General features: G+C 72.4%; 23 protein-coding genes and 1 pseudogene. 8 read left to right on the top strand and 16 right to left on the bottom strand.

What is annotated here, in order from left to right; all coding sequences use genetic code 11:
- The 6 genes from OG447_RS29705 to OG447_RS29730 all read right to left on the bottom strand — a co-directional run bounded on the left by OG447_RS29705 (position 1) and on the right by OG447_RS29730 (position 5865).
- Complete coding sequence (locus tag OG447_RS29705) at positions 1 to 420, bottom strand: OB-fold nucleic acid binding domain-containing protein (RefSeq protein ID WP_266940529.1); 420 nt, start codon at positions 418 to 420, stop codon at positions 1 to 3.
- 24 nt (positions 421 to 444) lie between these two features.
- Positions 445 to 1131, bottom strand: coding sequence for a response regulator (locus tag OG447_RS29710; protein WP_266940530.1), 687 nt, complete (start codon positions 1129 to 1131; stop codon positions 445 to 447).
- A complete protein-coding gene (locus tag OG447_RS29715) occupies positions 1128 to 3752 on the bottom strand; it encodes a sensor histidine kinase KdpD (RefSeq protein WP_266940531.1) in 2625 nt (874 codons plus the stop codon). Before OG447_RS29715 ends, OG447_RS29710 begins: the two co-directional genes overlap by 4 nt.
- 196 nt (positions 3753 to 3948) lie before the next feature.
- Positions 3949 to 4734 (bottom strand): DUF3710 domain-containing protein, encoded by a 786-nt coding sequence (locus tag OG447_RS29720; protein ID WP_266940532.1) that lies wholly within the window; start codon positions 4732 to 4734, stop codon positions 3949 to 3951.
- Position 4735: 1 nt separating this feature from the next.
- A complete protein-coding gene (dut, locus tag OG447_RS29725) occupies positions 4736 to 5281 on the bottom strand; it encodes a dUTP diphosphatase (RefSeq protein WP_266940533.1) in 546 nt (181 codons plus the stop codon).
- The gene (locus OG447_RS29730) at positions 5281 to 5865 is read right to left on the bottom strand and encodes a PaaI family thioesterase (protein ID WP_266940534.1); all 585 of its coding nucleotides are present in this window, start codon (positions 5863 to 5865) and stop codon (positions 5281 to 5283) included. Before OG447_RS29730 ends, dut begins: the two co-directional genes overlap by 1 nt.
- Before the next feature lie 58 nt (positions 5866 to 5923).
- Here OG447_RS29730 and OG447_RS29735 point away from each other — a divergent pair, with 58 nt between their 5' ends.
- Positions 5924 to 6412: a DUF3093 domain-containing protein gene (locus OG447_RS29735; protein WP_266940535.1), complete on the top strand. Its 489-nt coding sequence runs from the start codon at positions 5924 to 5926 to the stop codon at positions 6410 to 6412.
- A gap of 36 nt (positions 6413 to 6448) precedes the next feature.
- Here OG447_RS29735 and OG447_RS29740 read toward each other — a convergent pair whose 3' ends face one another.
- The 4 genes from OG447_RS29740 to OG447_RS29755 all read right to left on the bottom strand — a co-directional run bounded on the left by OG447_RS29740 (position 6449) and on the right by OG447_RS29755 (position 9974).
- Positions 6449 to 7366 carry a hypothetical protein gene (locus OG447_RS29740; protein WP_266940536.1) on the bottom strand — a complete coding sequence of 306 codons (918 nt, stop codon included), beginning with the start codon at positions 7364 to 7366 and terminating at the stop codon, positions 6449 to 6451.
- A gap of 12 nt (positions 7367 to 7378) precedes the next feature.
- Positions 7379 to 7675, bottom strand: a complete 297-nt coding sequence (locus OG447_RS29745) for a DUF4193 domain-containing protein (RefSeq protein WP_266940537.1) — start codon at positions 7673 to 7675, stop codon at positions 7379 to 7381.
- Positions 7676 to 8058: 383 nt separating this feature from the next.
- Positions 8059 to 9315: a HAMP domain-containing sensor histidine kinase gene (locus tag OG447_RS29750; protein ID WP_266940538.1), complete on the bottom strand. Its 1257-nt coding sequence runs from the start codon at positions 9313 to 9315 to the stop codon at positions 8059 to 8061.
- Positions 9316 to 9320: 5 nt separating this feature from the next.
- Positions 9321 to 9974, bottom strand: a complete 654-nt coding sequence (locus OG447_RS29755) for a response regulator transcription factor (RefSeq protein WP_030008767.1) — start codon at positions 9972 to 9974, stop codon at positions 9321 to 9323.
- 246 nt (positions 9975 to 10220) lie between these two features.
- Between OG447_RS29755 and OG447_RS29760 the strand changes: the two genes are divergently transcribed.
- Positions 10221 to 10394: a hypothetical protein gene (locus OG447_RS29760; RefSeq protein ID WP_266940539.1), complete on the top strand. Its 174-nt coding sequence runs from the start codon at positions 10221 to 10223 to the stop codon at positions 10392 to 10394.
- Positions 10395 to 10524: 130 nt separating this feature from the next.
- Here OG447_RS29760 and OG447_RS29765 read toward each other — a convergent pair whose 3' ends face one another.
- Positions 10525 to 11337: an inositol monophosphatase family protein gene (locus tag OG447_RS29765; RefSeq protein WP_266940541.1), complete on the bottom strand. Its 813-nt coding sequence runs from the start codon at positions 11335 to 11337 to the stop codon at positions 10525 to 10527.
- A 51-nt stretch (positions 11338 to 11388) separates the two neighbouring features.
- Positions 11389 to 12546, bottom strand: coding sequence for a ferrochelatase (locus OG447_RS29770; RefSeq protein WP_266940542.1), 1158 nt, complete (start codon positions 12544 to 12546; stop codon positions 11389 to 11391).
- A gap of 170 nt (positions 12547 to 12716) precedes the next feature.
- On the opposite strand from OG447_RS29770, the gene OG447_RS29775 reads away from it, so the two are divergent.
- Positions 12717 to 13991, top strand: coding sequence for an MFS transporter (locus OG447_RS29775; protein WP_266940544.1), 1275 nt, complete (start codon positions 12717 to 12719; stop codon positions 13989 to 13991).
- Positions 13924 to 15270, top strand: a complete 1347-nt coding sequence (locus OG447_RS29780) for a D-arabinono-1,4-lactone oxidase (protein WP_266940545.1) — start codon at positions 13924 to 13926, stop codon at positions 15268 to 15270. The genes OG447_RS29775 and OG447_RS29780 overlap by 68 nt, the downstream gene beginning before the upstream one ends.
- Before the next feature lie 23 nt (positions 15271 to 15293).
- On the opposite strand, the gene OG447_RS29785 is transcribed toward OG447_RS29780, so the two are convergent.
- Positions 15294 to 16109, bottom strand: a complete 816-nt coding sequence (locus tag OG447_RS29785) for a hypothetical protein (RefSeq protein ID WP_266940547.1) — start codon at positions 16107 to 16109, stop codon at positions 15294 to 15296.
- Between the two features lie 521 nt (positions 16110 to 16630).
- On the opposite strand from OG447_RS29785, the gene sepH reads away from it, so the two are divergent.
- Positions 16631 to 17647 carry a septation protein SepH gene (sepH, locus tag OG447_RS29790; RefSeq protein WP_266940548.1) on the top strand — a complete coding sequence of 339 codons (1017 nt, stop codon included), beginning with the start codon at positions 16631 to 16633 and terminating at the stop codon, positions 17645 to 17647.
- A 162-nt stretch (positions 17648 to 17809) separates the two neighbouring features.
- Here the strand turns inward: sepH and OG447_RS29795 are convergent, their stop codons facing one another.
- Positions 17810 to 18655, bottom strand: a complete 846-nt coding sequence (locus OG447_RS29795; protein ID WP_266940549.1) for a sulfurtransferase — start codon at positions 18653 to 18655, stop codon at positions 17810 to 17812.
- 183 nt (positions 18656 to 18838) lie between these two features.
- Here OG447_RS29795 and OG447_RS29800 point away from each other — a divergent pair, with 183 nt between their 5' ends.
- Positions 18839 to 19645 carry a VOC family protein gene (locus tag OG447_RS29800; RefSeq protein ID WP_266940550.1) on the top strand — a complete coding sequence of 269 codons (807 nt, stop codon included), beginning with the start codon at positions 18839 to 18841 and terminating at the stop codon, positions 19643 to 19645.
- Here the strand turns inward: OG447_RS29800 and OG447_RS29805 are convergent.
- Complete coding sequence (locus OG447_RS29805) at positions 19614 to 20303, bottom strand: hypothetical protein (RefSeq protein ID WP_266940551.1); 690 nt, start codon at positions 20301 to 20303, stop codon at positions 19614 to 19616. The two genes, OG447_RS29800 and OG447_RS29805, sit on opposite strands and share 32 nt — an antisense overlap.
- Before the next feature lie 144 nt (positions 20304 to 20447).
- Positions 20448 to 21647: an MFS transporter gene (locus OG447_RS29810; protein ID WP_266940552.1), complete on the bottom strand. Its 1200-nt coding sequence runs from the start codon at positions 21645 to 21647 to the stop codon at positions 20448 to 20450.
- Positions 21648 to 21819: 172 nt separating this feature from the next.
- On the opposite strand from OG447_RS29810, the pseudogene OG447_RS29815 reads away from it, so the two are divergent.
- Positions 21820 to 22479, top strand: a pseudogene (locus OG447_RS29815) (chorismate synthase); the annotation flags it as partial.
- Between the two features lie 191 nt (positions 22480 to 22670).
- Entirely contained in the window at positions 22671 to 23252 is a 582-nt protein-coding gene (locus OG447_RS29820) for an NADPH-dependent FMN reductase (RefSeq protein WP_266940553.1), read from the top strand.
- Positions 23253 to 23264 lie beyond the last annotated feature (12 nt).

Here is a 23264-nt window from a genome sequence, read left to right on the forward strand (position 1 = left end):
TCAGTGCTCCTGTCCGAGCGGTCGGAGTTCGTACTTGGGGTTGAAGAGCACCCGACGGCCGTGACTCATCGAGATGCGCCCGGAGGCGATCATGCGGCGGCCGGGCTCGATTCCCACGATCGAGCGACGCCCGAGCCAGACCACGTCCAGCGCGGCCGAGCCGTCGAACAGCTCGGCCTCCAGGGCGGGGACGCCCGCCCGCGGCCGCAGGGTGACCGTACGCAGGGTTCCGGTCACCTTGACTATCTGGCGGTCGTGGCAGTCGCAGATCCGCGTACACCCCGCGGCTTCTGCGTCCTCCTGCAGCTCCGCCGAATGCAGCTCCTCCTGGGAGGTGGACAGCCGCTCTATCATCCGGCGGAACCGGCCCACCGGCCTGACCGGCTTGGCGGGCTTCCCGGGACGCGGTTCAGCACTCATACAGGAAGCGTACCGGCGCCCCCACTACCTCTCGAAGCGGTATCCCATGCCCGGTTCCGTGATGAAGTGCCGCGGGTGCGAGGGGTCCGCCTCCAGCTTGCGGCGCAGTTGTGCCATGTAGACCCGCAGGTAGTTGGTCTCGGTGCCGTACGAGGGCCCCCAGACCTCCTGGAGCAGCTGCTTCTGGCTGACCAGCTTGCCGCCGTGGCGGACCAGTACTTCCAGCAGGTGCCACTCGGTGGGCGTGAGCCGTACGTCACGCCCCTCGCGCACGGCCTTCTTGGCGGCCAGGTCCACCGTGAAGCCGTCGGTCTCCACGATCACCTCGTCCTCGCCGTTGCCGGTGGACGGCTCGGCCCGGCGGACGGCGGCGCGCAGCCGGGCCAGCAGCTCGTCCATGCCGAAGGGCTTGGTGACGTAGTCGTCGGCGCCCGCGTCCAGGGCCTCGACCTTCTCGTCGGAGGTGTGACGGGCGGAGAGGACGAGGATGGGCACCCGCGTCCAGCCGCGCAGCCCCTTGATCACCTCGATCCCGTCCATGTCGGGCAGGCCGAGGTCGAGGAGGACCACGTCGGGGTGGCGGGCGGCCGCGAGTTCCAGGGCGCTCGCCCCGTCGGCTGCGGCGTCGACCTCGTACTTGCGTGCCTTCAGATTGATCACGAGGGCTCGGACGATCTGCGGCTCGTCTTCCACCACGAGCACCCGGGTCATTGAGGTCCTGCCTTCTGTCGCATCGTCCGATCACGGTCGTGATCACGTTCCACTCCGTCCGCACCGGCCTCGCCGCCGCGGGTCCCACCGCCCACCCTGACGGGTGGCGGGGGACGGTCCCGGGTCACGGCGCGCAGGGTGAGCACCATGGTCAGCCCGCCGCCGGGGGTGTCCTCGGCGGCCAGGGTGCCGTCCATGGACTCCGCGAAGCCCCGGGCGACCGCGAGCCCGAGGCCCACCCCGGCCCCGCGCGGCGCGTCCCCGTACCGCTGGAAGGGGGCAAAGATCCTGTCCTTGGCCTCGTCCGGCACGCCGGGCCCGCGGTCGACGACCCGCACCTCGACCCGGTCCCCGAGGAAGCTGGCCGCCACCAGGACGGGCTGCCCCCGCGGGCTGTACTTGACGGCGTTCTCGACCACGTTGGCCACGGTCCGCTCCAGCAGCCCCGGGTCGACCGCCACCATCGGCAGCGTCTCGGGCACGTCCAGCAGCACGCTGTCCTCCGGTACGCCGCCCAGCGCCATCGGGACCACCTCGTCGAGGTCGATCTCCCTGATCAGCGGGGTGACGGTGCCGGTCTGGAGCCGGGACATGTCCAGCAGGTTGCCCACCAGGTGGTCGAGCCGGTCGGCGCCGTCCTCGATGCCTTCGAGCAGCTCGGCGCGGTCCTCCTCGGACCACTCCACGTCGTCGGAGCGCAGGGAGGTCACGGAGGCCTTGATGGAGGCCAGGGGCGTACGGAGGTCATGGCTGACGGCGGCCAGCAGCGCAGTCCGGATCCGGTTGCCCTCGGCCAGCCGGCGGGCCTCCTCGGCCTCCCCGACCAGCCGCTGGCGGTCCAGGACCACGGCGGCCTGGGCCGCGAAGGCGCCGAGCACCCTGCGGTCCTCGGCGGGCAGCACCCGCCCGGACAGGGCCAGCGCCATGTGGTCCCCGATGGGCATGTCCACATCGGCGTCCTCGGGCCGGGCCACCGGGCTCGGGCCGACGCTGGCGGCCCGCTTCCAGGGCTCGACGTCGCCCGCGCGTTCGAGCAGGGCCACCGACTCCATGGCGAAGGTCTCGCGCACCCGCTCCAGCAGCGCGTCGAGCGCGGTCTCCCCGCGCAGCACGCTGCCGGCCAGGAAGGAGAGGATCTCGGACTCGGCGCGCAGCCGCGCGGCCTGGTGGGTGCGCCGGGCGGCCACGTCCACCACCGAGGCCACCGAGACGGCGACCCCGAAGAAAACGATGATGGCCACGACGTTCTTGGGGTCGGAGATCGTGAACTGGTGCAGCGGCGGCGCGAAGTAGTAGTTGAGCAGCAGCGACCCGAAGGCGGCCGAGGCCAGCGCCGGCCACAGCCCGCCCAGCAGCGCGGCCGCCACCGTCAGCGCCAGGAAGAGCAGCATGTCGTTGGCGAGCCCGGGGTCCGCCGCGATGTGGGTGAGCAGCAGGCAGAGCAGCGCGGGGAGGATCACGCCCACCACCCAGCCGGCCACGATGCGGGGACGGCCGAGGCGGGCCGCCGAGCGGACCACGGGCAGGCCGCGCCCCTTGGCGACCTCCTCGTGCGTCACGATGTGGACGTCGAGGTCGGGCCCCGAGTCGCGGGCCACGCTGGCGCCGACCCCGGGCCCGAAGACGTACTGCCAGGAGCGGCGGCGGCTGGAGCCGAGCACGATCTGGGTGGCGTTGACCCCGCGGGCGAATTCGAGGAGTGCCTCGGGGACGTTGTCGCCGATCACATGGTGAAACGTTCCACCCAGGTCCTCGACGAGCGTCCGCTGGACTGCGAGCTCCTTCGGGGAGGCCGCGGTGAGCCCGTCGCTGCGGGCGATGTAGACGGCGAGGATCTCGCTGCCGGAGCCCTTGGCGGCCACCCGGGAGGCCCGCCGGATGAGCGTGCGCCCCTCCGGCCCGCCGGTCAGCCCGACGACGATCCGCTCCCGCGCCTGCCAGGTGGAGCGGATGCCGTGCTCGCCCCGGTACTGCTGGAGGTACTCGTCCGCCCGGTCGGCCACCCACAGCAGCGCGAGCTCGCGCAGGGCGGTGAGGTTGCCGGGGCGGAAGTAGTTGGACAGGGCCGCGTCGACCTTGTCGGACTTGTAGACGTTGCCGTGGGCCATGCGGCGGCGCAGTGCCTGCGGTGACATGTCGACGAGCTCTATCTGGTCCGCCCGGCGGACCACCTCGTCCGGCACGGTCTCCCGCTGCCGGACCCCGGTGATCGACTCGACCACGTCCCCGAGCGACTCCAGGTGCTGGATGTTGACCGTGGACACGACGTCGATCCCGGCCCGCAGCAGCTCTTCCACGTCCTGCCAGCGCTTGGCGTTGCGCGAGCCCGGCACGTTGGTGTGCGCGAGCTCGTCCACGAGGGCGACGGCGGGTCTGCGGGCGAGTACCGCGTCCACGTCCATCTCGGTGAAGGCCGCACCGCGGTACGCCAGCGTCCTGCGCTCCACCTGTTCCAGGCCGTGCAGCATGACCTCGGTGCGCGGCCTCCCGTGGTGCTCGACGAAGCCGACCACGCAGTCGGCGCCCCGCTCCACCCTGCGGTGGGCCTCGGAGAGCATCGCGTAGGTCTTGCCGACACCGGGCGCCGCGCCCAGATAGATCCTCAGCCTGCCGCGTCCCATGCGCCCATTCTCGGGGACGTCCGCGCTGTTCACGCACCGATGAGGGCCGGCGGGCGCATCCCTGACGGATTCCTGACGCCCGCACGGCGTCCGCCGTGCCCGCCCGCGAAAGGGCCGGTGGGCCCCACTCCGAAGGAGTAGGGCCCACCGGCCGAAAACATGCGTCTGCCCCGCCTGCGAGGGGGGCGGCGCGAGGTCAGCGGACCTCGGTGATCTCCGGGCCGCGCTCCAGCTGGCCCATACCGCCGCCGAAGCGGGAGCCTTCCTGCTCCTCCGTCTGCACGCCGTCCGGCACCATCTGGGCGTCGTTCGGCAGCTTCAGGACGATCGGGTCGCGGGGGGCCATCGGGCCGTCGCCGCGGACGACGACGGTGTCCCGGAAGATCTGCTCCAGCACGCCCGCCGACTCGGGGCGCACCGCGCCCTGGCCGGAGATGACGCCGCGCAGGAACCAGCGCGGGCCGTCGACGCCGACGAAGCGCACCAGCTGGGCGCCGGCCTGCCCGTCGGGGAGCTGCACGGGTACCTGGGCGCGGAGCTCCCAGCCCAGCGGGCCCTCGGCCTCGTCGATGAGGCCGCCCTGCTGGGTGATGCCCGTGGCGATCTCGTCGCGGACCTCGCCCCAGATGCCCTCCTTCTTGGGCGCGGCGAAGGCCTGCAGCTGCACTGCGCTGTCGCCGAGGACCACGGTGGCGGCCACGATCGCGTCACCGGCGACCTCGACGCGCAGCTCCATGCCCTCGACACCGGGTACGAGGATGCCGCCCAGGTCGACCCGGCCGTCGGCCGGGTTTCCGAGCACCTCGGAGACGTCCCACGGGCCGTCGGGCCGCGGGGCCGGCGGCAGGTTCACCCGGCGCGGCTTGGCCGCGGTGTCCTGTCCCTCGGCATCGTCGAACTCGTCGGCGCCGGCGCCGTCAACGACCTGCTCGGCCGCGCCGCCGTCCTTGGCGGAGTCGTTCTTCTTGCGACGTCCGAACACGTCACTGTCCTTCCCGGTCGGTTACGACCGAAGCGTAGCCATTCCCACCCTGCTGACCAGCGCCGGATCCGGCCACGGCCGCATGACCGCCGGTGGAGCCGAAACCCCCCTCGGCCCGGGCCGAGCCGGGAAGTTCCGCCACCTCGTGGAAGCGCACCTTCTCGACCCTCTGGACAACCAGCTGGGCAATGCGGTCGAAACGCTCGAACCGGACGCTCTCGCGAGGGTCGAGATTGACCACGATCACCTTGATCTCCCCACGGTACCCGGCATCCACCGTCCCCGGGGCATTCACGAGGGCGAGCCCGCAGCGGGCGGCCAGGCCGGAGCGCGGGTGCACGAAGGCCGCGTACCCGTCGGGCAGGGCGATGGAGACCCCGGTGGGGAGTACCGCGCGCTCGCCGGGCGCCAGCTCGGCGGCCTCGGTGGTCACCAGGTCGCAGCCGGCGTCGCCGGGGTGACCGTAGGCCGGAATCGGGACCTCCGGGTCGATCCGGCGGATCAGCACGTCGATGTCGTGACGTGCCGCGTCGTTGTTCAGGGACATCAGGGGTTCACCTCAAAGGCGCGTGCGCGCCTGACCTGGTCCGGGTCGGCCATCGCCGCCTGGATCTCCTCGGGCCGACCGTTGTCGATGAAGTGGTCGACCTTCACTTCGATGAAGAGGGCGTCGGCGCGCACCGCGACCAGGCCCTCCGGGCCGCCTATCCGGCCCACGGCCGTACAGTAGATCTTCCGGCCGGCGACGGCGGTGACCTCGGCCTCCAGATACAGCACGGTGTCCACGGGCACGGGCCGTACGAAGTCGGTCTCCAGCCGGCCCGTCACGGCGATGACGCGCAGCAGCCAGTTCAGGGAGCCCAGCGTCTCGTCGAGCGCGGTGGCCAGGACGCCGCCGTGGGCGAGGCCGGGTGCCCCCTGGTGGGCGGGCTTGACGGTGAACTCGGCGGTGACGCGCACGCCCTCGCCCGCCCGGGCCTCCAGGTGGAGTCCGTGCGGCTGGCCCTCGCCGCAGCCGAAACAGTGCTCGTAGTGCGCGCCGAGGAGCTCCCCGGGTGCCGGGGCATCGGGGTGCCGGACCGGCGCGGTGGCGTCGGCCGGGGGCGTCAACGCTGTGTTTCGTCCACTCACAGCCGCAGACCTTACCCGCGCGGCTACCCACCGGTCGCCTCGTGGCAGGCTTGGCCGCATGCAGCTCTCCCCCGCGCACCACGACGAACGCCTGACCGCCCCCCACTCCTGGTGGGGCATCGCCGTACTGATCGGTCTCGCGTGCGCGCTGATGCTGCTGCCGCTGGGCACGCTGCCGCTGCTGGCCGGGCTGGTCGGGGGCACCGCGCTGTCGGGGCTGCTGGTGAGCTCGTACGGCTCCGCGCGCGTACGCGTGGTGAACGGCGCGCTGGCGGCGGGGGACGCGCGGATCCCGGTGACGGCCCTGGGCGAGCCCGAGATCCTGGACGCCGAGGAGTCGCGCGCCTGGCGGACGTACAAGGCCGATACGCGCGCCTTCATGCTGATGCGCAGCTACGTCCCGACGGCGGTCCGCATCGAGGTGACGGATCCTGCCGACCCGACCCCGTACGTCTACGTCTCGACCCGCGAGCCGCTTGCCTTGGCGGCGGCGATCAGGGCGTCGAAGTCCAGCCCCGCCGGCACCTCCAGCCCCGCCGGCGTTTGAGGCGCGGGGTCCGGGGCGGAGCCCCGGCGGCGGCGCTCAGCCGTGCCGGTCGGGCCGCCCGCCCTCGATGGCGTCCCTCATGCCCTCAGGAAGGGGCTTGGTGGGCTGCTCAAGCGGCGGCAACGCCGAAAGGGCGTCCCAGGCCACCGCACGGCTCCGCAGGTCTCCCCGCACCTTCTCGGCGACTTTTCGCGTGTCGCGGCGGTTCATGACGGCTCCGACGGCCGCTCCCACCATGAAGGGCATGAGGTTCGGCAGGCTGCGGAACATCCGCTTCATGATCTGCTGGCGCAGTTCGCGCTTCATCTGGCCGCCGAGCGCCGCGTTCAGGGTGGTCGGCTTCGTCAGGTCGACCCCGCGCTCCTCCGTCCAGGCGGTCAGGTAGGCGCGGCTGCGGTCCTTGAGGCCGCCGGGCGGGCGCAGGCCGTACACCTCGTGGAGTTCGGCGACGAGCTTCAGCTCGATCGCCGCGACGCCGGTGATCTCCGCGGCCAGCTCCGCCGGCATCGCGGGCGGAACGGGCAGCATGGCCGCCGCGCCGATGCCCGCGCCGACGGTGGACGTGGCGTTGGCGGCGCCCGCGATCAGCTTGTCGGCAAGCTGATCGGGACCGAGGCCCGGGAACTGCGCGCGCAGGGTCGCGAGGTCCCGAACCGGAACGCGCGGGGCGTTCTCGATGATCAGCTCGGTGATGTACAGGGCGACGGCCCTGGCACCATCGCCGCCCTTGCGTACACCGTTCTTGACGGCTTGGAGCCGACGAGCCCCGGACCGCTGCCGGGACCCCTCGTCGACCTCTGTGGCCGACGGCACCGCCGGGGCGGTGTCGGAGGGCACGGCGGGTACGCCGGGGGCTCCAGGACCCGTTTCCGGGCCTGTGGTTGCCACCTGCGTCTCCGCCGGATCACCAGATTTTCGGAAGCGTCGCTTCCGAAAGGGTGTCGAGCCAGCCACGGCCGACGCCTCTCAGTCGCAGTCGCGACAGATCGGCTGACCGTTCTTCTCGCGTGCCAGCTGGCTGCGGTGGTGCACCAGGAAGCAGGTCATGCAGGTGAACTCGTCGGCCTGCTTGGGCAGGACCCGGACGGCCAGCTCCTCGTTGGAGAGGTCCGCGCCGGGAAGCTCCAGGCTTTCGGCCGAGTCGAACTCGTCCATGTCCGGGGACGAGGACGACTTCTCGTTGCGTCGGGCCTTCAGCTCTTCAATGCTGTCGTTGTCGACGTCGTCGTCGGTCTTGCGTGGGGTGTCGTAGTCCGTTGCCATTGTTCGCTCTCCCCCTCTGGGTGTTAGCGGTGTCTCAGCGCACGTAACGCGCGAGAGGCCGGACTTGTGCCCGACCTGAGGCGGAGATTTTGCCTCACATCAAGGTCTGTTACTCAATCGACACCCAGCCGCACGCTTTGAGGAGCAATTGGCTGGGATGACGACCGGGACCGTACACGGTCCGGGGGCCGTCTTGCACAAACGCCACCCCGTGCATTTACCGCCATCAGGGGGGCCGGAAACCCGGACTTCCCGGGCGTTCCGGCCGTCCTGGGGTCACAGAACGCACATGGGCCGACACTGGGCACTGTGATCGATCACACAGGGGGAAGTGTCTTCATGGACCATGCGTTCAGCCACCAGCGAACACGGCGCGGCAGATCTCACAGAGGAAGAGTGACACGCATCACGAGGCCACCGCCCTCCCGGGGCGTCGCCTTGATCCTTCCGCCGTGTGCGCGGGCCACGGAGCGCGCGATCGAGAGGCCGAGCCCGACACCCTTGTCGCTGCCCGTTCGCTCCGTACGCAGCCGCCTGAAGGGCTCGAAGAGGTTGTCCACCTCGTACGCGGGAACCACGGGACCCGTGTTCGATACCAGCAGGACCGCCTGGCCGTGCTGGACCTCGGTGGTGACCTCCACCCAGCCGCCCTCCGGCACGTTGTAGCGCACCGCGTTCTGCACCAGGTTGAGGGCGATCCGCTCCAGGAGCACGCCGTTGCCCTGGACCACGGCGAGCGCCCGCTCGCCCCGGATGTCCACACCCTTGGCCTCGGCCTCGCCGCGCGCCTGCTCGATGGCGCGCGAGGCGACCTCCGCCAGGTCCACGGGCTTGCGCTCCACTATCTGGTTCTCGCTGCGGGCCAGCAGCAGCAGGCCCTCCACGAGCTGCTCGCTGCGCTCGTTGGTGGCGAGCAGCGTCTTGCCGAGCTGCTGGAGCTCTACGGGCGCACCGGGGTCGGAGAGGTGCACCTCCAGCAGGGTCCGGTTGATCGCGAGCGGGGTCCGCAGCTCGTGCGAGGCGTTCGCCACGAACCGCTGCTGGGCCGTGAAGGCCCGCTCCAGCCGGTCGAGCATCTCGTCGAAGGTGTCGGCGAGCTCCTTGAGCTCGTCGTCCGGCCCGTCCAGCTCGATCCGCCGGGTCAGGTCGGAGCCGACCACCCGGCGGGCGGTCCGGGTGATCTTGCCCAGCGGCGAGAGCACCCTTCCGGCCATCGCGTAGCCGAAGGCGAAGGCGATGACGCTCAGACCCAGCAGGGCCATCAGCGACCGGCTCAGCAGGTCGTCCAGGGCGTGCCTGCGCTGCTCCAGGGCGCACTGGTTGACCGTGGCCTGGAACGTGTCGGGCCCCAGGGCGTTGCCATTGCTGTTGGACAACGCCGGACAGGTGGTGCTGGTGACCTGGATCGGACCGCCGCTCACGATCGTGAACTGCGGCGCGTACCCCTCCCGAAGGGCCTGGGCCGACAGCAGGTAGATGATCGACAGCAGCAGAATGCCCGCGATCAGGAACATCCCGCCGTACAGCAGCGTGAGACGTATCCGGATGGTCGGCCGCAGCCAAGGGAAGGGACCCTCGGGCTGGCCGGGGTCCCAGGTCGGTTTCGGTGGCGTCGGTGGTGGCGCCGGGATCGCTGCCATGCCTGTCAGATCCGGTATCCGGAACCGGGCACGGTCACGATGACCGGCGGCTCGCCCAGCTTGCGCCGCAGGGTCATGACGGTCACGCGCACCACGTTGGTGAAGGGGTCGGTGTTCTCGTCCCATGCCTTCTCCAGCAGCTGCTCGGCGGAGACGACGGTCCCCTCGCTGCGCATGAGGACCTCCAGCACCGCGAACTCCTTCGGCGCCAGCTGCACCTCCTTGCCCTCCCGGAACACCTCACGCCGGTTGGGGTCCAGCTTGATGCCGGCCCGCTCCAGTACGGGCGGCAGCGCGACGGTGGTCCGCCGCCCGAGCGCCCGCACCCGGGCGGTCAGCTCGGTGAAGGCGAAGGGCTTGGGCAGGTAGTCGTCCGCCCCGAGCTCCAGCCCCTCCACCCGGTCGCTCACGTCACCGGACGCGGTCAGCATCAGCACGCGGGTGGGCATGCCGAGCTCGACGATCTTCCGGCAGACGTCGTCACCGTGTACGAGGGGCAGGTCGCGGTCGAGCACGACCACGTCGTAGTCGTTCACCCCGACTCGCTCCAGGGCGGCGGCGCCGTCGTACACGACGTCCACGGCCATGGCCTCCCGGCGCAGTCCGGTGGCCACCGCATCGGCGAGCAGCTGCTCGTCCTCGACGACGAGTACGCGCACGTATTTTCCTTCCTCCGAGCCCATCAGGGCAGACGTGTGGTGCGCCGTCCATCCTGCCCGTTTCAGCCGTAAACCGGCTGTAAGGCGGTACCCGCAGGGGGCGGACGGGGCGGAAGTGAGGATTCCTCGGCCTTGCGAGGTTTCTGGGCCCAGGGTGCCGGGGAGGACGACAGCACACCCCATCCACTCCCTGACGGCGGACTGCCACGTGCCGCCGCCGACCCACGAAGAGGGGGCGAACCCACCATGGACGCATTCACCGCGGGTCTCCTGCAGCGCATCAGGGCCACGCAGTCGGACCTCAGGCAGGCCCGCGAGGCGGGCGACGACTTCCTCGCGGAAGTGGAACAGGCGGAGCTGGAGGACCTCCAGCGCCTCGCCGCGGAACACGGGGTACCCGTGACCGTCAGCGCCGGCTGATCCCTCTACCCGGAACCCCGGCCGCCGTGCCCACGGCAGCCGGGGTTCCCTCATTCCCGGGCCCTGCCGGCCCGCCTCCCGGGGCCGGACCCCGCGCCCCGCACGCCCGCGAGGCGGAGTGGTGCCCGGGTCAGTCGTGCCAGGCCCCGGCCTCGTCCAGCAGCGGCTGGAGGGAGGCGAAGACCGCCGGGCTCGCCGCCAGGGTGAGCTCCCCGGAGGCCCGCTCCCCGGGACGGCCGCCGGTCAGGGCGCCCGCCTCCCGGGCGATCAGCTCGCCCGCCGCCAGGTCCCACGGGTTCAGCCCGCGCTCGTAGTACCCGTCCAGCCGCCCGGCGGCCACGTCGCACAGGTCCAGCGCCGCCGACCCGCCCCTGCGGATGTCCCGTACCAGGGGGATGATCCGCTGGGCCACGTCGGCCTGGTGGGCCCGCCGGGTCTGGACGTACGCGAAGCCGGTGCCGATCAGGGCCTGGTCGAGCGGCGCGGCCGCCCGGCAGGCGAGGCGCGCCGTCTCCAGCCAGGCCCCGCCACCGAGTACCGCGTGGTACGTCTCCCCGCGCATCGGCGCCGCCACGACGCCCACCACGGTCTCGCCCCGGTACTCGGCCGCGATCGACACGCCCCAGCTCGGCAGCCCGTACAGGTAGTTCACGGTGCCGTCCAGCGGGTCGATGATCCACCGCACCCCGCTCGTGCCCGGCGTGTCCGAGCCCTCCTCGCCCAGCAGCCCGTCCTCGGGCCGCCGCTCCGCGAGGAGGCCGGTGATCAGCTTCTCCGCCGCGATGTCCATCTCGGTGACCACGTCGATGGGGCTGCTCTTGGTCGCCGCCACCGCCAGATCGGCCGGCCGGCCGTCGCGCAGCAGAGCCCCGGCCAGCCGGGCCGCCTCCAGGCCCACGTCCAGCAGTTCGGCCTTCAGCTCTTCAGGGATCACTGGTCTCACTCCTCCGGGGGGTCTCGTACTCGATCATGCCCGATCGGTACGGGGCCTTCCTCAGGCGTAGGGGCTGTCCGCGCCCGCGGCCGCCGGCCGGGGTGCCCGGGCCGGGCAGCAGCCCACGGCGCACAGGTCGTGGCTCGGCCCCAGCAGGCCCAGCGCGCACCGCTGCACGGGCTCGCCCCGTTCGGCCGCGGCCCGTTCCAGCACCAGCTCCCGTACGGCCGCGGCGAACCGCGGGTCGTCGCCCACCGTCGCCGAGCGGGCGATCGGGAGTCCCAGTTCGGCCGCCTTCGCGGTGGCCTCCGTGTCGAGGTCGTACAGGACCTCCATGTGGTCCGAGACGAAGCCGATGGGCACCATCACGGCCGCGGGGGCCCCCGCGGCGTGCAGGGCCTCCAGGTGGTCGCAGATGTCCGGCTCCAGCCAGGGGATGTGCGGGGCGCCGCTGCGCGACTGGTAGACCAGCTCCCAGGGCAGTCCGGTGCCCGTCTCGGCCCGTACGGCCTCCGCGATCACCCGGGCGACGTCCAGGTGCTGCTCGACGTACGCCCCGCCCTCGCCGCCGCTCGTGTGCGCCTCGGCCGGGCCGGAGGCGTCCGCCGCGGCCACGGGGATGGAGTGCGTGGTGAAGACCAGGTGGGCGCCGTCCCGGACCTGCGCGGGCAGCGACTCCAGCGAGGCGAGCACCCCGTCGATCATCGGCTGTACGAAGCCGGGGTGGTTGAAGTAGTGCCGCAGCTTGTCCACCTTCGGCAGCTCGGCGACCCCTTCGTCCGCCAGTGCGGCGAGCGCGTCGGCGAGGTTCTCGCGGTACTGGCGGCAGCCCGAGTACGAGGCGTAGGCGCTGGTCGCGAGGACGGCGATGCGGCGGCGGCCGTCGGCGGCCATCTCCCGCAGCACGTCGGTCAGGTACGGGGCCCAGTTCCGGTTGCCCCAGTAGACCGGCAGGTCCAGCCCGTGCTCCGCGAAGTCCTTGCGCAGCGCGTCCAGCAGCCGGCGGTTCTGGCCGTTGATCGGGCTGACCCCGCCGAAGCCGAAGTAGTGCTGCCCGACCTCCTTGAGCCGCTCGCGGGGGATGCCCCGCCCGCGCGTGACGTTCTCCAGGAACGGCACGACGTCGTCGGGTCCCTCGGGGCCGCCGAAGGAGAGCAGCAGAAGGGCGTCGTAAGGGGCGGCGGGCCCACCGGGCGGCGGGGAGAGCTGGTCTGACATGCATCGAATCCTGCCACCCGGCGTCCTCGGGCGGGAACCGGCCCGGCGTCCCGGCACCCCGCGCCACGAATAAGGCGACCCTCAGTCCCCGGGTCCGGTTTTTCCCCGTGCGGGCGCCTTGTCGGCAGTCGTAACCTGTATGGGCCGCTGACGTCCCTTACGGAGATCTCTTGCCCAGTCCCTACCGCGCGATATTCGCCGCCCCCGGCAGCAAGGCGTTCAGTGCTGCGGGCCTCCTGGGCCGGATGCCTCTCTCCATGGTCGGCGTCGGCATCCTCACGATGATCTCCGAGATCACCGGCCGCTACGCGATGGCGAGCGCCCTCACCGGCACCCTCGCCCTCGCCGCCGCGGTCATCGGCCCCCAGGTCTCCCGCCTGGTGGACCAGTACGGGCAGCGGCGCGTCCTGCGCCCCGCGACCCTGATAGCCGTGGCCTCGGTCAGCGGACTGCTGCTGGCCGCCGCGAACGGCCTGCCGGACTGGACCCTGTTCGTGTTCGCGGCGATCGCGGGGTGCGTGCCCAGCGTCGGCGCGATGGTCCGGGCCCGGTGGACCGTCATCTACCGGGACTCCGCGCGCGATCTGCACACCGCCTACTCCTTCGAGTCGGTCGTGGACGAGGTCTGCTTCATCTTCGGCCCGATCCTGGCCATCGGGCTGTCCACCACCTGGTTCCCCGAGGCCGGCCCGCTGATCGCCGCCGTCTGCCTGCTGGTCGGCGTCTGGCTGCTCACCGCGCAGCGGGACACCGAACCCGAGCCGCACCCGCGCGGCGAGCACACGGACCGCACCTCCGCCCTGCGCTCCCCCGGCCTCCAGGTGCTGGCGGGCACCTTCGTGGCAACCGGCGCGATCTTCGGCTCCATCGACGTGGCCACCCTGGCCTTCGCCGGGGAGCAGGGCCACAAGTCCTCCGCAAGCTTCATTCTGGCCATCTGGGCGCTCGGATCCTGCCTCGCCGGCATCGTCTTCGGCCTGCTCCATCTCAAGGGCCGGACCGAACTGCGCTGGGTACTGGGCGTATGCGCGATGGCCGTGAGTATGATCCCCCTCCTACTGGCCGGGAACCTTCCGATTCTGGCCGTGGCGCTCTTCGTCTCGGGCCTCGCCATCGCTCCCACGATGATCACCACGATGGCCCTGATCGAGGCGCACGTACCACGCGCGAAGCTGACCGAGGGCATGACCTGGATCAGCACCGGCCTCGCGGTCGGCGTCGCGATCGGCTCCTCGGTGACCGGTCTGGTCATCGACGCGGCCGGCGCGCGGAGCGGGTACGTCGTCTCCCTCTCGGCGGGAGCGGCCGCGGCGGCGGTGGCGTTCGCGGGATACCGCCGGCTGACGAGGCCGGCGCAAGGGGAGGAGCCCTCTAGCGATGGCGGACACACCGACGAGGACGACAGCGGGGACAGCAGGGAAGAACGGTCCGGCCGCGTGGCGTAACTGGGCGGGCAACGTCACCGCCACGCCCGCCCGTACGGTGACCCCCCGCTCGGTCGGGGAGCTCCAGGAGGCGGTGCGCCGGGCCGCCGAACAGGGCCTGCGGGTGAAGGCGGTCGGCACCGGCCACTCCTTCACCGCGGCCGCCGCGACCGACGGCGTGCTCGTACACCCGCAGGCGCTGTCCGGGATACGGGAGATCGACCGGGCCGCCGGCACCGTCACGGTGGCGGCGGGCACGGTGCTCAGGGACCTGAACCTGGCCCTGGCAGCCGAAGGCCTCTCGCTCACCAACATGGGCGACATCATGGAGCAGACGGTGGCCGGCGCCACCAGCACCGGAACCCACGGCACCGGCCGCGACTCGGCCTCCATCGCCGCCCAGATCCGCGGCCTGGAGCTGGTCACCGCCGACGGACAGGTGCTGAGGTGCTCGGAGAAGGAGAACCCCGAGGTCTTCGCGGCGGCCCGGATCGGCATCGGCGCGCTGGGCATCGTCACCTCGCTCACCTTCGCCGTCGAGCCCGTCTTCTTCCTGACCGCCCGTGAGGAGCCCATGGGCTTCGACCGGGTGACGGCCGAGTTCGACCAGCACTTCGCGGAGAACGAGCACTTCGAGTTCTACTGGTTCCCGCACACCGGCAACTGCAGCACCAAGCGGAACAACCGCAGCCAGGGCCCCGCCGCCCCGCCCTCGGCGGTGAGCGCCTGGATCGAGGACGAACTCCTGTCCAACGGCGTCTTCCAGGCCGCCAACTCCCTCGGCCGCGCGGTCCCCGCCGCCATTCCCTCGATCGCCCGGATCGCCAGCCGCGCCCTGTCGGCGCGCACCTACACGGACATCCCGTACAAGGTGTTCACCAGCCCGCGGCGGGTGCGGTTCGTGGAGATGGAGTACGCCCTCCCGCGCGAGCGGGTCGTCGAGGCGCTGCGGGAGCTGAAGGCCATGGTCGACCGCTCCGGCCTGCGGATCAGCTTCCCGGTGGAGGTGCGGACGGCTCCGGCCGACGACATCGCGCTGTCGACGGCCTCGGGGCGCGAGAGCGCCTACATCGCGGTGCACATGTACAAGGGCACGCCTTACCAGGCCTACTTCACGGCGGCCGAGCGGATCTTCACCGAGTACGGCGGGCGCCCGCACTGGGGCAAGGTGCACACGCGGGACGCGGAGTACTTCGAGCAGGTCTACCCGCGGTTCGGCGAGTTCACCGCGCTCCGCGACCGGCTCGACCCGGACCGGCTGTTCGGCAACGACTACCTGCGGCGCGTCCTGGGCGGCTGAGCCCGGGCCGGGCGGCGGGTCCGTCAGGGGGTGTTCGGCTGCTCCTGCCCGCCGCCGGTGCCGCTGCTGCCGGTGCCACTGCCGCCGGTGCCGGGCGTTCCGGCGCCCGGGCTCGGGGGCGCGGTGGACGGCGGGGGCGTCGGAGCGGGCGTCGACGGGGCCGGGGTGGGCGTCGGGTCCCCCGGGTGCGAGGTGCCGGGATCCGGGCTCGGGCCGCTGCCGCCACCGGCAGGCGAGCCGGAGGGGTCCGGGGAGGTCCCGGGCCCGGGGCTCTTCCCGCCCTTCTCCCCCGTCCCCGTCCCGGTGTCCGCGCCCGTCTCCCTGCCCGGCCGCTCCTCGGACGGGGCGGGCCGGTCCTGGTGCACCGTGCGGGTGCCGCCGGAGAAGATGGTGCCGCCGCCGCTGCTGACGGAGGTGCCGGCGACCGCCTCGTACGTCCCGAGCGCGCCCAGGGAGAGGGCGAAGACCGCACCGGCGGCGACCGCCGTTCGCCTCCAGCCCCGTACGCGGGTGCCGTGGACGGTGGCCTCGCCGAACTCCTCCGCCGGCGGGACGGGCGCCTCCGACGGGACCTGACGGGCCTTCGGCCGGGCCGACTCGCGCAGCTGGTCGCCCGTGCGCCGGAAGAAGTGCTGGATGACGGGTCCGCCCGCGGTGGCGACCACGCTCACCACTCCGGCGCCCAGGATGGTCCCGTAGACACCCATCTTCGAGGCGAGCAGGGCGGCCGCGACGGTGGCGAGGGAGCTGCCGGCCACCTGAGCGGCACTCAGGTCGAGCTTCTTCCCCTCCGGCTTCTCCGATTCGGCATCGTGCGTCGCCTTCTGACCCGTCGACATCCCCGGTCTGTCCTGCCTCTCGCGCGTCCGACGCTTTCAGCAGTTACTGACACCTGAGCGAAACGGATAGTTCCATTTCTGGCGATTCTGTGAAGCAGGACACCTGAAAATGCGTTCGAGGGCAGACGGGGCCCGACGGAGGGCAGCCCAACTCCCGCCGTCCGAGAGAAGTTCGGCGGCGCGGCGGTCCACCCAGGTGGCCCGAATGGAGTACTGTGGCGAGCCCTGGGGCCGTCCTTCCTTTCGGATGTCCGGACTCGGGAGAGGGAGCCGGCTGATGGAAAACGGCACTCAAGACCGGTGATGCCGCGGTATTGCACGGGTTTCTGCTGCGCACAGTAATCATTCGGTCACTGTGCGTGCCCAACAGGTAACCGTGCCATAACGGCGATCAAGGGCGCATGCCCGACACGCCGGTTTAACTCGGCAAGGTTGTGGCAGGCTGCACCCGGGCAGGCCACACTCGACTAGCGGAAGCAGCGACGCACGTGACGTCGGCAGGCACCACCCGGGAGGTCCCCATGCCCGAACTGCGTGTCGTGGCCGTCTCAAATGACGGCACACGACTGGTGCTCAAGGCTGGGGACAGCACGGAGTACACGCTTCCGATCGACGAGCGCCTGCGCGCCGCCGTGCGTAACGACCGCGCGCGCCTGAACCAGATCGAGATCGAGGTGGAGAGCCACCTCCGCCCCCGTGACATCCAGGCCCGTATACGAGCCGGTGCCTCCGCTGAGGAGGTCGCCCAGCTCGCCGGCATCCCCGTCGACCGCGTACGCCGTTTCGAGGGCCCCGTGCTCGCGGAGCGCGCCTTCATGGCCGAGCGGGCCCGCAAGACCCCCGTGCGCCGTCCCGGCGAGAACACCGGACCCCAGCTCGGCGAGGCCGTGCAGGAGCGGCTGACCCTGCGCGGGGCCGAGAAGGAATCCGTCCAGTGGGACTCCTGGCGCCGCGACGACGGGACCTGGGAGGTCCTGCTCGTCTACCGGGTCGCGGGCGAGCCGCACTCGGCGAGCTGGACCTACGACCCGCCGCGCCGGCTGGTCGTGGCCGTGGACGACGAGGCCCGCTCCCTGATCGGCGAGTCGGACGACCTGCCCGCCACGCCGGAGCCGAGCTTCCCCTTCGTACCGAGGATCGCGCGGCTGCCGCGCGACCGGCCGCTGGACCGCGCCCTCGACCGGCAGCTGGAGCGGCCGGTCGCTCCCCAGCCGGATCCGGAGGAGGAGCGGGACACCCTGACGAGCCTGCTGGAGGCGGTACCGAGCTTCCGCGGCGACATGGTCGTCCCGGACCGTACCGAACCCCCGGCGGAGGAGCCCGAGGCGGAGGAGCCGCCGGCCCCGGCCGCTTCGGCGGGCGCGGGCTCCGCGTACGCCGACGTCCTGATGCCCCGTACGGTGGCGGGCCACCGCGACCGGCTGACCGGCACCACCGACCGGCAGGCCGAGGCCGACGGGGTCCGCCCGGGCCGCCGTGCGGCGGTGCCGAGCTGGGACGAGATCGTCTTCGGCACGCGCCGCAAGAAGCAGGAGTAGCGCGGCCGCCGTGGCCGGGGCCCGTGGGCTCCGCCCACCCCCGCGCCTCAATCGCCGGCGGGGCTGGATGTGGCGTGCCTGAGCGGCCCGGTGCGGGTTCAAGCTCTGGGGCTCTGCCCCAGACCCCGCGCCTCAATCGCCGGCGGGGCTGAACCGGGCCCGCTACTGCGGGTCCGGGCCCGTGGCCACCGGGCGGGCAGGGTCGGAGGACCACTCCGACCAGCTGCCCGCGTACAGGTCGGCGGTGATCCCCGCCACCTCCAGCGCGAGTACCCCGTGCGCGCCGGAGACTCCCGATCCGCAGTACACCCCCACCGGGGCGCCGCCCGCCGCACCGAGTCCGGCGAAGCGCGCCCGCAGGGCGTCGGCCGGCAGGAAACGGCCGTCCGGACCCACGTTCTCCGTCGTCGGAGCCGACAGCGCGCCGGGGATGTGGCCGCCGACCGGGTCGATCGGCTCGACCTCTCCGCGGTAGCGCTCCCCCGCCCGCGCGTCCAGCAGGACACCCGCCCGTGCGCGCGCGGCGGCTCCGTCCGCGTCCAGCAGTCCGAGCGCCCCCGGAGTTGGCTTGAAATCGCCCTCCGTGGGAGTCACCCGATCGGCTGTCACCCCGCCTCCCGCCGCCGTCCACGCGGCCAGGCCCCCGTCCAGCACTCGCACGTCCGGGTGACCCGTCCAGCGCAGCAGCCACCACGCCCGGGCGGCCGCCCAGCCCTGTCCGCCGTCGTACACGACCACCGGCGCGTCCGCCGTGACGCCGGCCCGCCGCATCACCGCGCCGAACGCCTCCGGGTCGGGCAGCGGGTGTCGCCCGCCCGACCCGGGCGGACCTGCCAGTTCCCGGTCGAGGTCGACGTACACCGCACCCGGCAGGTGCCCGGCCTCGTACGCGGGCCGCTGGTCGGGGCCGCCCAGCTGCCAGCGGACGTCCAGCAGCACCGGCGGCCTCGCACCCGACAGTTCGCTCGCCAGTTCGGCGGCGGAGAGGATCGCAGAATTCGCACTCATGGAGGCCATCTTCCTCCCCGCCCCAAACCCGTGTAACAAGGCCGTCACCGGCGGGGCACACCGATCCGGTCATCTCGCTCCGAGGCCCCCGCGATGCGGCGCGGTCGGGGCGCGCCGGGCCCCGCGGAGTGAAAGCATCATCAGCGACACGCGGAAAGCGGCACGACGGAGGAGACGCTTGACATGACCGAGGCATCGGGAGCTACGCGGCGCACGCCCGGCACACCGTGCTGGGTGAGCCTCATGGTGCACGGCCTCGGGACCACGGAGGACTTCTACGCCGATCTGTTCGGCTGGGAGTACGAGCCGGGCCCCGAACAACTCGGTCCGTACGTCCGGGCCCTGCTGGCCGGCCACGAGGTGGCGGGCATCGGCGAGATGCCGCCGGACCGGCATCTTCCGGTGGCCTGGACCACGTACCTCGCCACGGACGACGCCGACGCCACGGCCGAGGCGATCCGCTCCTGCGGCGGCACGGTCGCGGTGGGCCCGCTGGACGCCGGTATCGCGGGGCGGGTGGCGATCTGCTCGGACCCGCTGGGCGCGATCTTCGGGATCTGGCAGGCCGAGACCCACCTGGGCACCCGGCTGCACGGCGAGCCGGGCACCCCGGTCTGGAACGAGCTGATCACCCAGGACACGTCGACGGTCGGCAAGTTCTACGAGCACGTATTCGGCCACGAGGCGCAGACGCACGGCGCGGCCTCCGAGGAGTTCGACTACCTGACCCTGCGGCTGGAGGGCCGCCCCGTGGCCGCCGTACGGGGTGTCGGGCGCTCGCTGCCGCACGACCGGGGCCCGCACTGGATGGCGTACTTCGAGGTCGAGGACACCGACCGGGCGGCCGACCGGGTCACCGACCTCGGCGGCCGCGTCGTCGACCCGCCCCACGAGGGGCCCATCGGCCGGCAGGCCACGGTCGCGGACCCGGAGGGCGCGGTCTTCACCCTCGTCCGCTCTACCCGCGGCCCAGGGCGCGACGGATCGTGATGCCGTAGCGGACGCGCAGCCGGCGCAGCTCCCACAGTGAGAGCGCGGTCACCGAGAGGGGCGGCGCCAGCAGGAACAGCACGCGCACGGGGAGCGGTGCGTCGACGGGCGCGTCCTCGAAGAGCTGCACCACGAAGAGCGACCAGACCAGCACGGGCGAGAGCATCGGCGGCAGCACCTCGTGGACGTCGGCGGTCCGGAAGGCGTGGTGGACGCAGAGCACCGCCGAGGCGAGCGCGAAGGGGATGAGGAAGAGGCCGGCGATCGCCCCCAGGCCGTAGGCGAAGGTGCTCATGTGCGGCAGTCCGAACGACATCGCCAGGACGGTGGCGAGCAGTGCGCCGATGGCGGTGGCCGGACCGCGCAGCCGGGCCCGGTAGAAGGCGGGACCCGGCGGCCGGGCGGACAGGACGAAGGCGGCGAGCGCGAGCGGTCCGAGCACGAGCAGCAGCCCGGCGCTGATCAGCACCTCGGCGAACTTGTCCTCGATGACTCCGCCCGCGCCCTCCCGCAGCGGGTACGACAGCACCAGCCAGCATCCGGCGAGCAGGCCGATGGCGGTCCGGGCGATCTGCGCGCGCCGGATCGCCTCGTCCACGATCCGGTCGGGCCGCGCGGGCTGGTGGATCCGGGCGGCCAGATCGAAGGGCGCCCGCACCACCCGCACCCACCCGGGCCGCCGGACCGCGGCGGGCGCGTAAGCGGATCTGGATGTGGATGCCGATGCGGATCCGGGCGCTGGTCGGTATGAACTCAAGGCGTCGTTCCCCCGTGAAAAATGATGATCACCAACGCCAGGACCCTACCGAACCCGCCCTGGAGCCCGCCCAGTTATCCAGGCCGCCAGGGCCAGGCCGGGCAGCGTCAGGGATGGCAGGAGGATGTGGACGTCCACGAGGGACACCAGGGCCGCGCCCAGGGGCAGGGCCAGGGCGTTCGGGACGAAGATCAGGGTGTTGGCGGTGGCGGCCGTGCGGCCGAGGACCGCGTCCGGGGTCTCGCGCTGTACCGCCGTCAGGGCGGCGATCAGCACGCACGGCAGCCCGATGCCGATCGCCGCGCTGCACACCAGGGCCACCGCGTCGGACGGCAGGGCGCGGCCGCCGGAGCCCAGTGCGAACAGGGCGATGCCCAGGGCCGGGACCGTACGTCCGGGCAGGCGGCGCAGCAGCGGGCCGGCCGCGATCCCGGCGGCGACGGAACCGGCCCCCTGGGCGGCGTACAACACCCCTGCGTACGCCGGGGTGTGGCCCAGCACGTCGTCGGCGACGGCATAGATCAGGGCGCCGTTCAGTCCGGCCAGGAACATCACGGCCGCGCCCGCCACCACCAGCGGCCGCAGCACGGGCGAGTCCCGCAGGAACCGTGCTCCCGCCGTCAGTTGTGCGAAGCCCCGCTCGCCCGGCGACGGGCGCGCCGGCGGCTCCTCCCGTACCCGCAGGAGCGCGTAGACCCCCGCCGCCAGCGCGAAGGTGACCGCGTCGAGCAGCGCCACCGACGGTCCGCCGAACCGGGCGTACAGCCCCGCCCCCACCAGCGGCGCGACCAGCTTCATGCTCTCGTTGGCGGCGAGCCGCAGCCCGTTGAAGTGGCCGAGGATCCCCGGGCCGATCGCCTTGGGCAGCAGCGCGGCCTCGGCGGCCTCATGGACCGTGCCGGTCACCCCGTACAGCAGCAGGACGGCGAACAGCAGCCACACCCGCTGCGCGGAGTCGACCAGGAGCAGGACGGGCAGCAGCAGCGCCATCCCGAGGCTGAGCGCGACCAGGAGCCGCTGCCTCGGCATCCGGTCGGCCAGCGTCCCCAGCGCCGGGCCGGCGAGCATCGGCGCCCACATGGCGAAGACCGTCAGGGCCGCGAGACCGTCCGAGCCCGTCAGCGACTTCACCCAGATGCCCGCGGCCAGCCACATCGCGGTCGTGCCGAACCCCGACACAGCGACCCCGGACAGGTACAGCCGTGCGTTGCGGTCCCGCAGGACCCGTCCCGTCGTCCCGTTCATCACGCGGCCATCGTGCGGACTAAGGATGCCCGCCGGCATCGGGCAACCGCCCTACGCGCGGGGCGACGGCCGTGGCTCGATGAGCTGACGGATTGCCCGCGGGTCCGCAGGCCGGCCGGCGGGCGCTGCCTAGGGTGACGCTCCCGACCACGGAACAAGGGGGAACGTCCGCATGGGCACGTTGCGTTGGCTGACAGCCGGTGAGTCGCACGGACCGGCGCTGGTGGCGACGCTGGAAGGGCTGCCGGCCGGCGTTCCCGTCACCACCGGGCTGGTGGCCGGGCATCTGGCCCGGCGCCGGCTCGGCCACGGCCGCGGTGCCCGGATGGCGTTCGAGCAGGACGAGGTCACCTTCCTGAGCGGGGTGCGGCACGGGCTGTCCCTCGGTTCGCCCGTCGCGGTGGTGATCGGCAACACCGAGTGGCCGAAGTGGGACAAGGTCATGTCCGCCGATCCGGTGGATCCCGCCGAGCTGAGAAATACGGGCCGGGGCGCACCGCTCGCCCGCCCCCGGCCCGGGCACGCCGACCTCGCCGGGATGCAGAAGTACGGCTTCGACGAGGCCCGTCCGGTCCTGGAGCGGGCCAGTGCGCGGGAGACCGCCGCGCGGGTGGCGCTCGGCGCCGTCGCCCGGTCCTTCATCGAGGAGGCCGCCGGGATCGAGATCGTCTCGCACGTCGTGGAACTCGGCGCGGCCCAGGCCCCGTACGGCCGCTACCCGGTCCCCGGTGATGTGGAGGAACTCGATGCCGGTCCGGTGCGCTGTCTGGACGCCGACGCGAGCCGGGCGATGGTCGCGGAGATCGACGCGGCGCACAGACGCGGCGCAACGTCGAGTCGTACCTCGCCCACCTGCGGATCCGCTGAGAACCCCGCACCCGGGCCCGCTGATCTGACGGACTAGCAGGCCGGGTATTGTCCGCTCCCGTTCACCCCGGTGAGGGTGGGCACAGCACCTGCGGGAAGCGCCTCCTCCGTCAGCCACGGCCGGGGCGCCGCCGCACACAACTGGAGGTATTTTCCATGTCTGAGCCGCTCCGCGTCGCAGTCATCATCGCTAGTGTCCGTGACGGCCGGTTCGGCCCGACGATCGCGAACTGGTTCACGGGTGTCGCCCGTGAGCGGGGGAGCCTGGACATCGACGTGATCGACCTGATCGAGCACGACCTGCCGAACCAGCTGTCGGCCACGCCCTCGGAGGCCACCCAGGCCGTCCTCGCCGGCGTCTCGCCCCGGCTGGCGCAGGCCGACGCGTTCGTCGTCGTCACGCCCGAGTACAACCACTCGTTCCCGGCCTCGCTGAAGTCGCTGATCGACTGGCACACCACCGAGTGGCAGGCCAAGCCGGTCGGCTTCGTCTCCTACGGCGGCATGGCGGGCGGCATGCGCGCCGTCGAGCACCTGCGCCAGGTCTTCGCCGAGTGCCACATGGTCACGGTCCGCGACACCGTCGGTTTCCACGGTCCGTGGGGCCAGTTCGACGAGCAGGGCGGCCTCATCGACCCGACCGAGGCGAACTCCGCGGCCAAGACGCTCCTCGACGCCCTGGAGTGGTGGGGCACCGCGCTCAAGGACAAGAAGGCGCAGGCGCCGTACGGCAGCTGACCGGCTGCCGCG

This window comes from Streptomyces sp. NBC_01408, from assembly GCF_026340255.1.
In the GTDB taxonomy this organism is placed as follows: Bacteria; Actinomycetota; Actinomycetes; order Streptomycetales; family Streptomycetaceae; genus Streptomyces.

Coding starts and splice junctions, on each gene's coding strand:
- OG447_RS29705 (WP_266940529.1), bottom strand. CDS start 420: ATGAGTGCTGAACCGCGTCCCGGGAAGCCCGCCAAGCCGGTCAGGCCG.
- OG447_RS29710 (WP_266940530.1), bottom strand. CDS start 1,131: ATGACCCGGGTGCTCGTGGTGGAAGACGAGCCGCAGATCGTCCGAGCC.
- OG447_RS29715 (WP_266940531.1), bottom strand. CDS start 3,752: ATGGGACGCGGCAGGCTGAGGATCTATCTGGGCGCGGCGCCCGGTGTC.
- dut (WP_266940533.1), bottom strand. CDS start 5,281: ATGTCCCTGAACAACGACGCGGCACGTCACGACATCGACGTGCTGATC.
- OG447_RS29735 (WP_266940535.1), top strand. CDS start 5,924: ATGCAGCTCTCCCCCGCGCACCACGACGAACGCCTGACCGCCCCCCAC.
- OG447_RS29745 (WP_266940537.1), bottom strand. CDS start 7,675: ATGGCAACGGACTACGACACCCCACGCAAGACCGACGACGACGTCGAC.
- OG447_RS29750 (WP_266940538.1), bottom strand. CDS start 9,315: ATGGCAGCGATCCCGGCGCCACCACCGACGCCACCGAAACCGACCTGG.
- OG447_RS29760 (WP_266940539.1), top strand. CDS start 10,221: ATGGACGCATTCACCGCGGGTCTCCTGCAGCGCATCAGGGCCACGCAG.
- OG447_RS29770 (WP_266940542.1), bottom strand. CDS start 12,546: ATGTCAGACCAGCTCTCCCCGCCGCCCGGTGGGCCCGCCGCCCCTTAC.
- OG447_RS29780 (WP_266940545.1), top strand. CDS start 13,924: ATGGCGGACACACCGACGAGGACGACAGCGGGGACAGCAGGGAAGAAC.
- OG447_RS29785 (WP_266940547.1), bottom strand. CDS start 16,109: ATGTCGACGGGTCAGAAGGCGACGCACGATGCCGAATCGGAGAAGCCG.
- sepH (WP_266940548.1), top strand. CDS start 16,631: ATGCCCGAACTGCGTGTCGTGGCCGTCTCAAATGACGGCACACGACTG.
- OG447_RS29795 (WP_266940549.1), bottom strand. CDS start 18,655: ATGAGTGCGAATTCTGCGATCCTCTCCGCCGCCGAACTGGCGAGCGAA.
- OG447_RS29800 (WP_266940550.1), top strand. CDS start 18,839: ATGACCGAGGCATCGGGAGCTACGCGGCGCACGCCCGGCACACCGTGC.
- OG447_RS29810 (WP_266940552.1), bottom strand. CDS start 21,647: ATGAACGGGACGACGGGACGGGTCCTGCGGGACCGCAACGCACGGCTG.
- OG447_RS29820 (WP_266940553.1), top strand. CDS start 22,671: ATGTCTGAGCCGCTCCGCGTCGCAGTCATCATCGCTAGTGTCCGTGAC.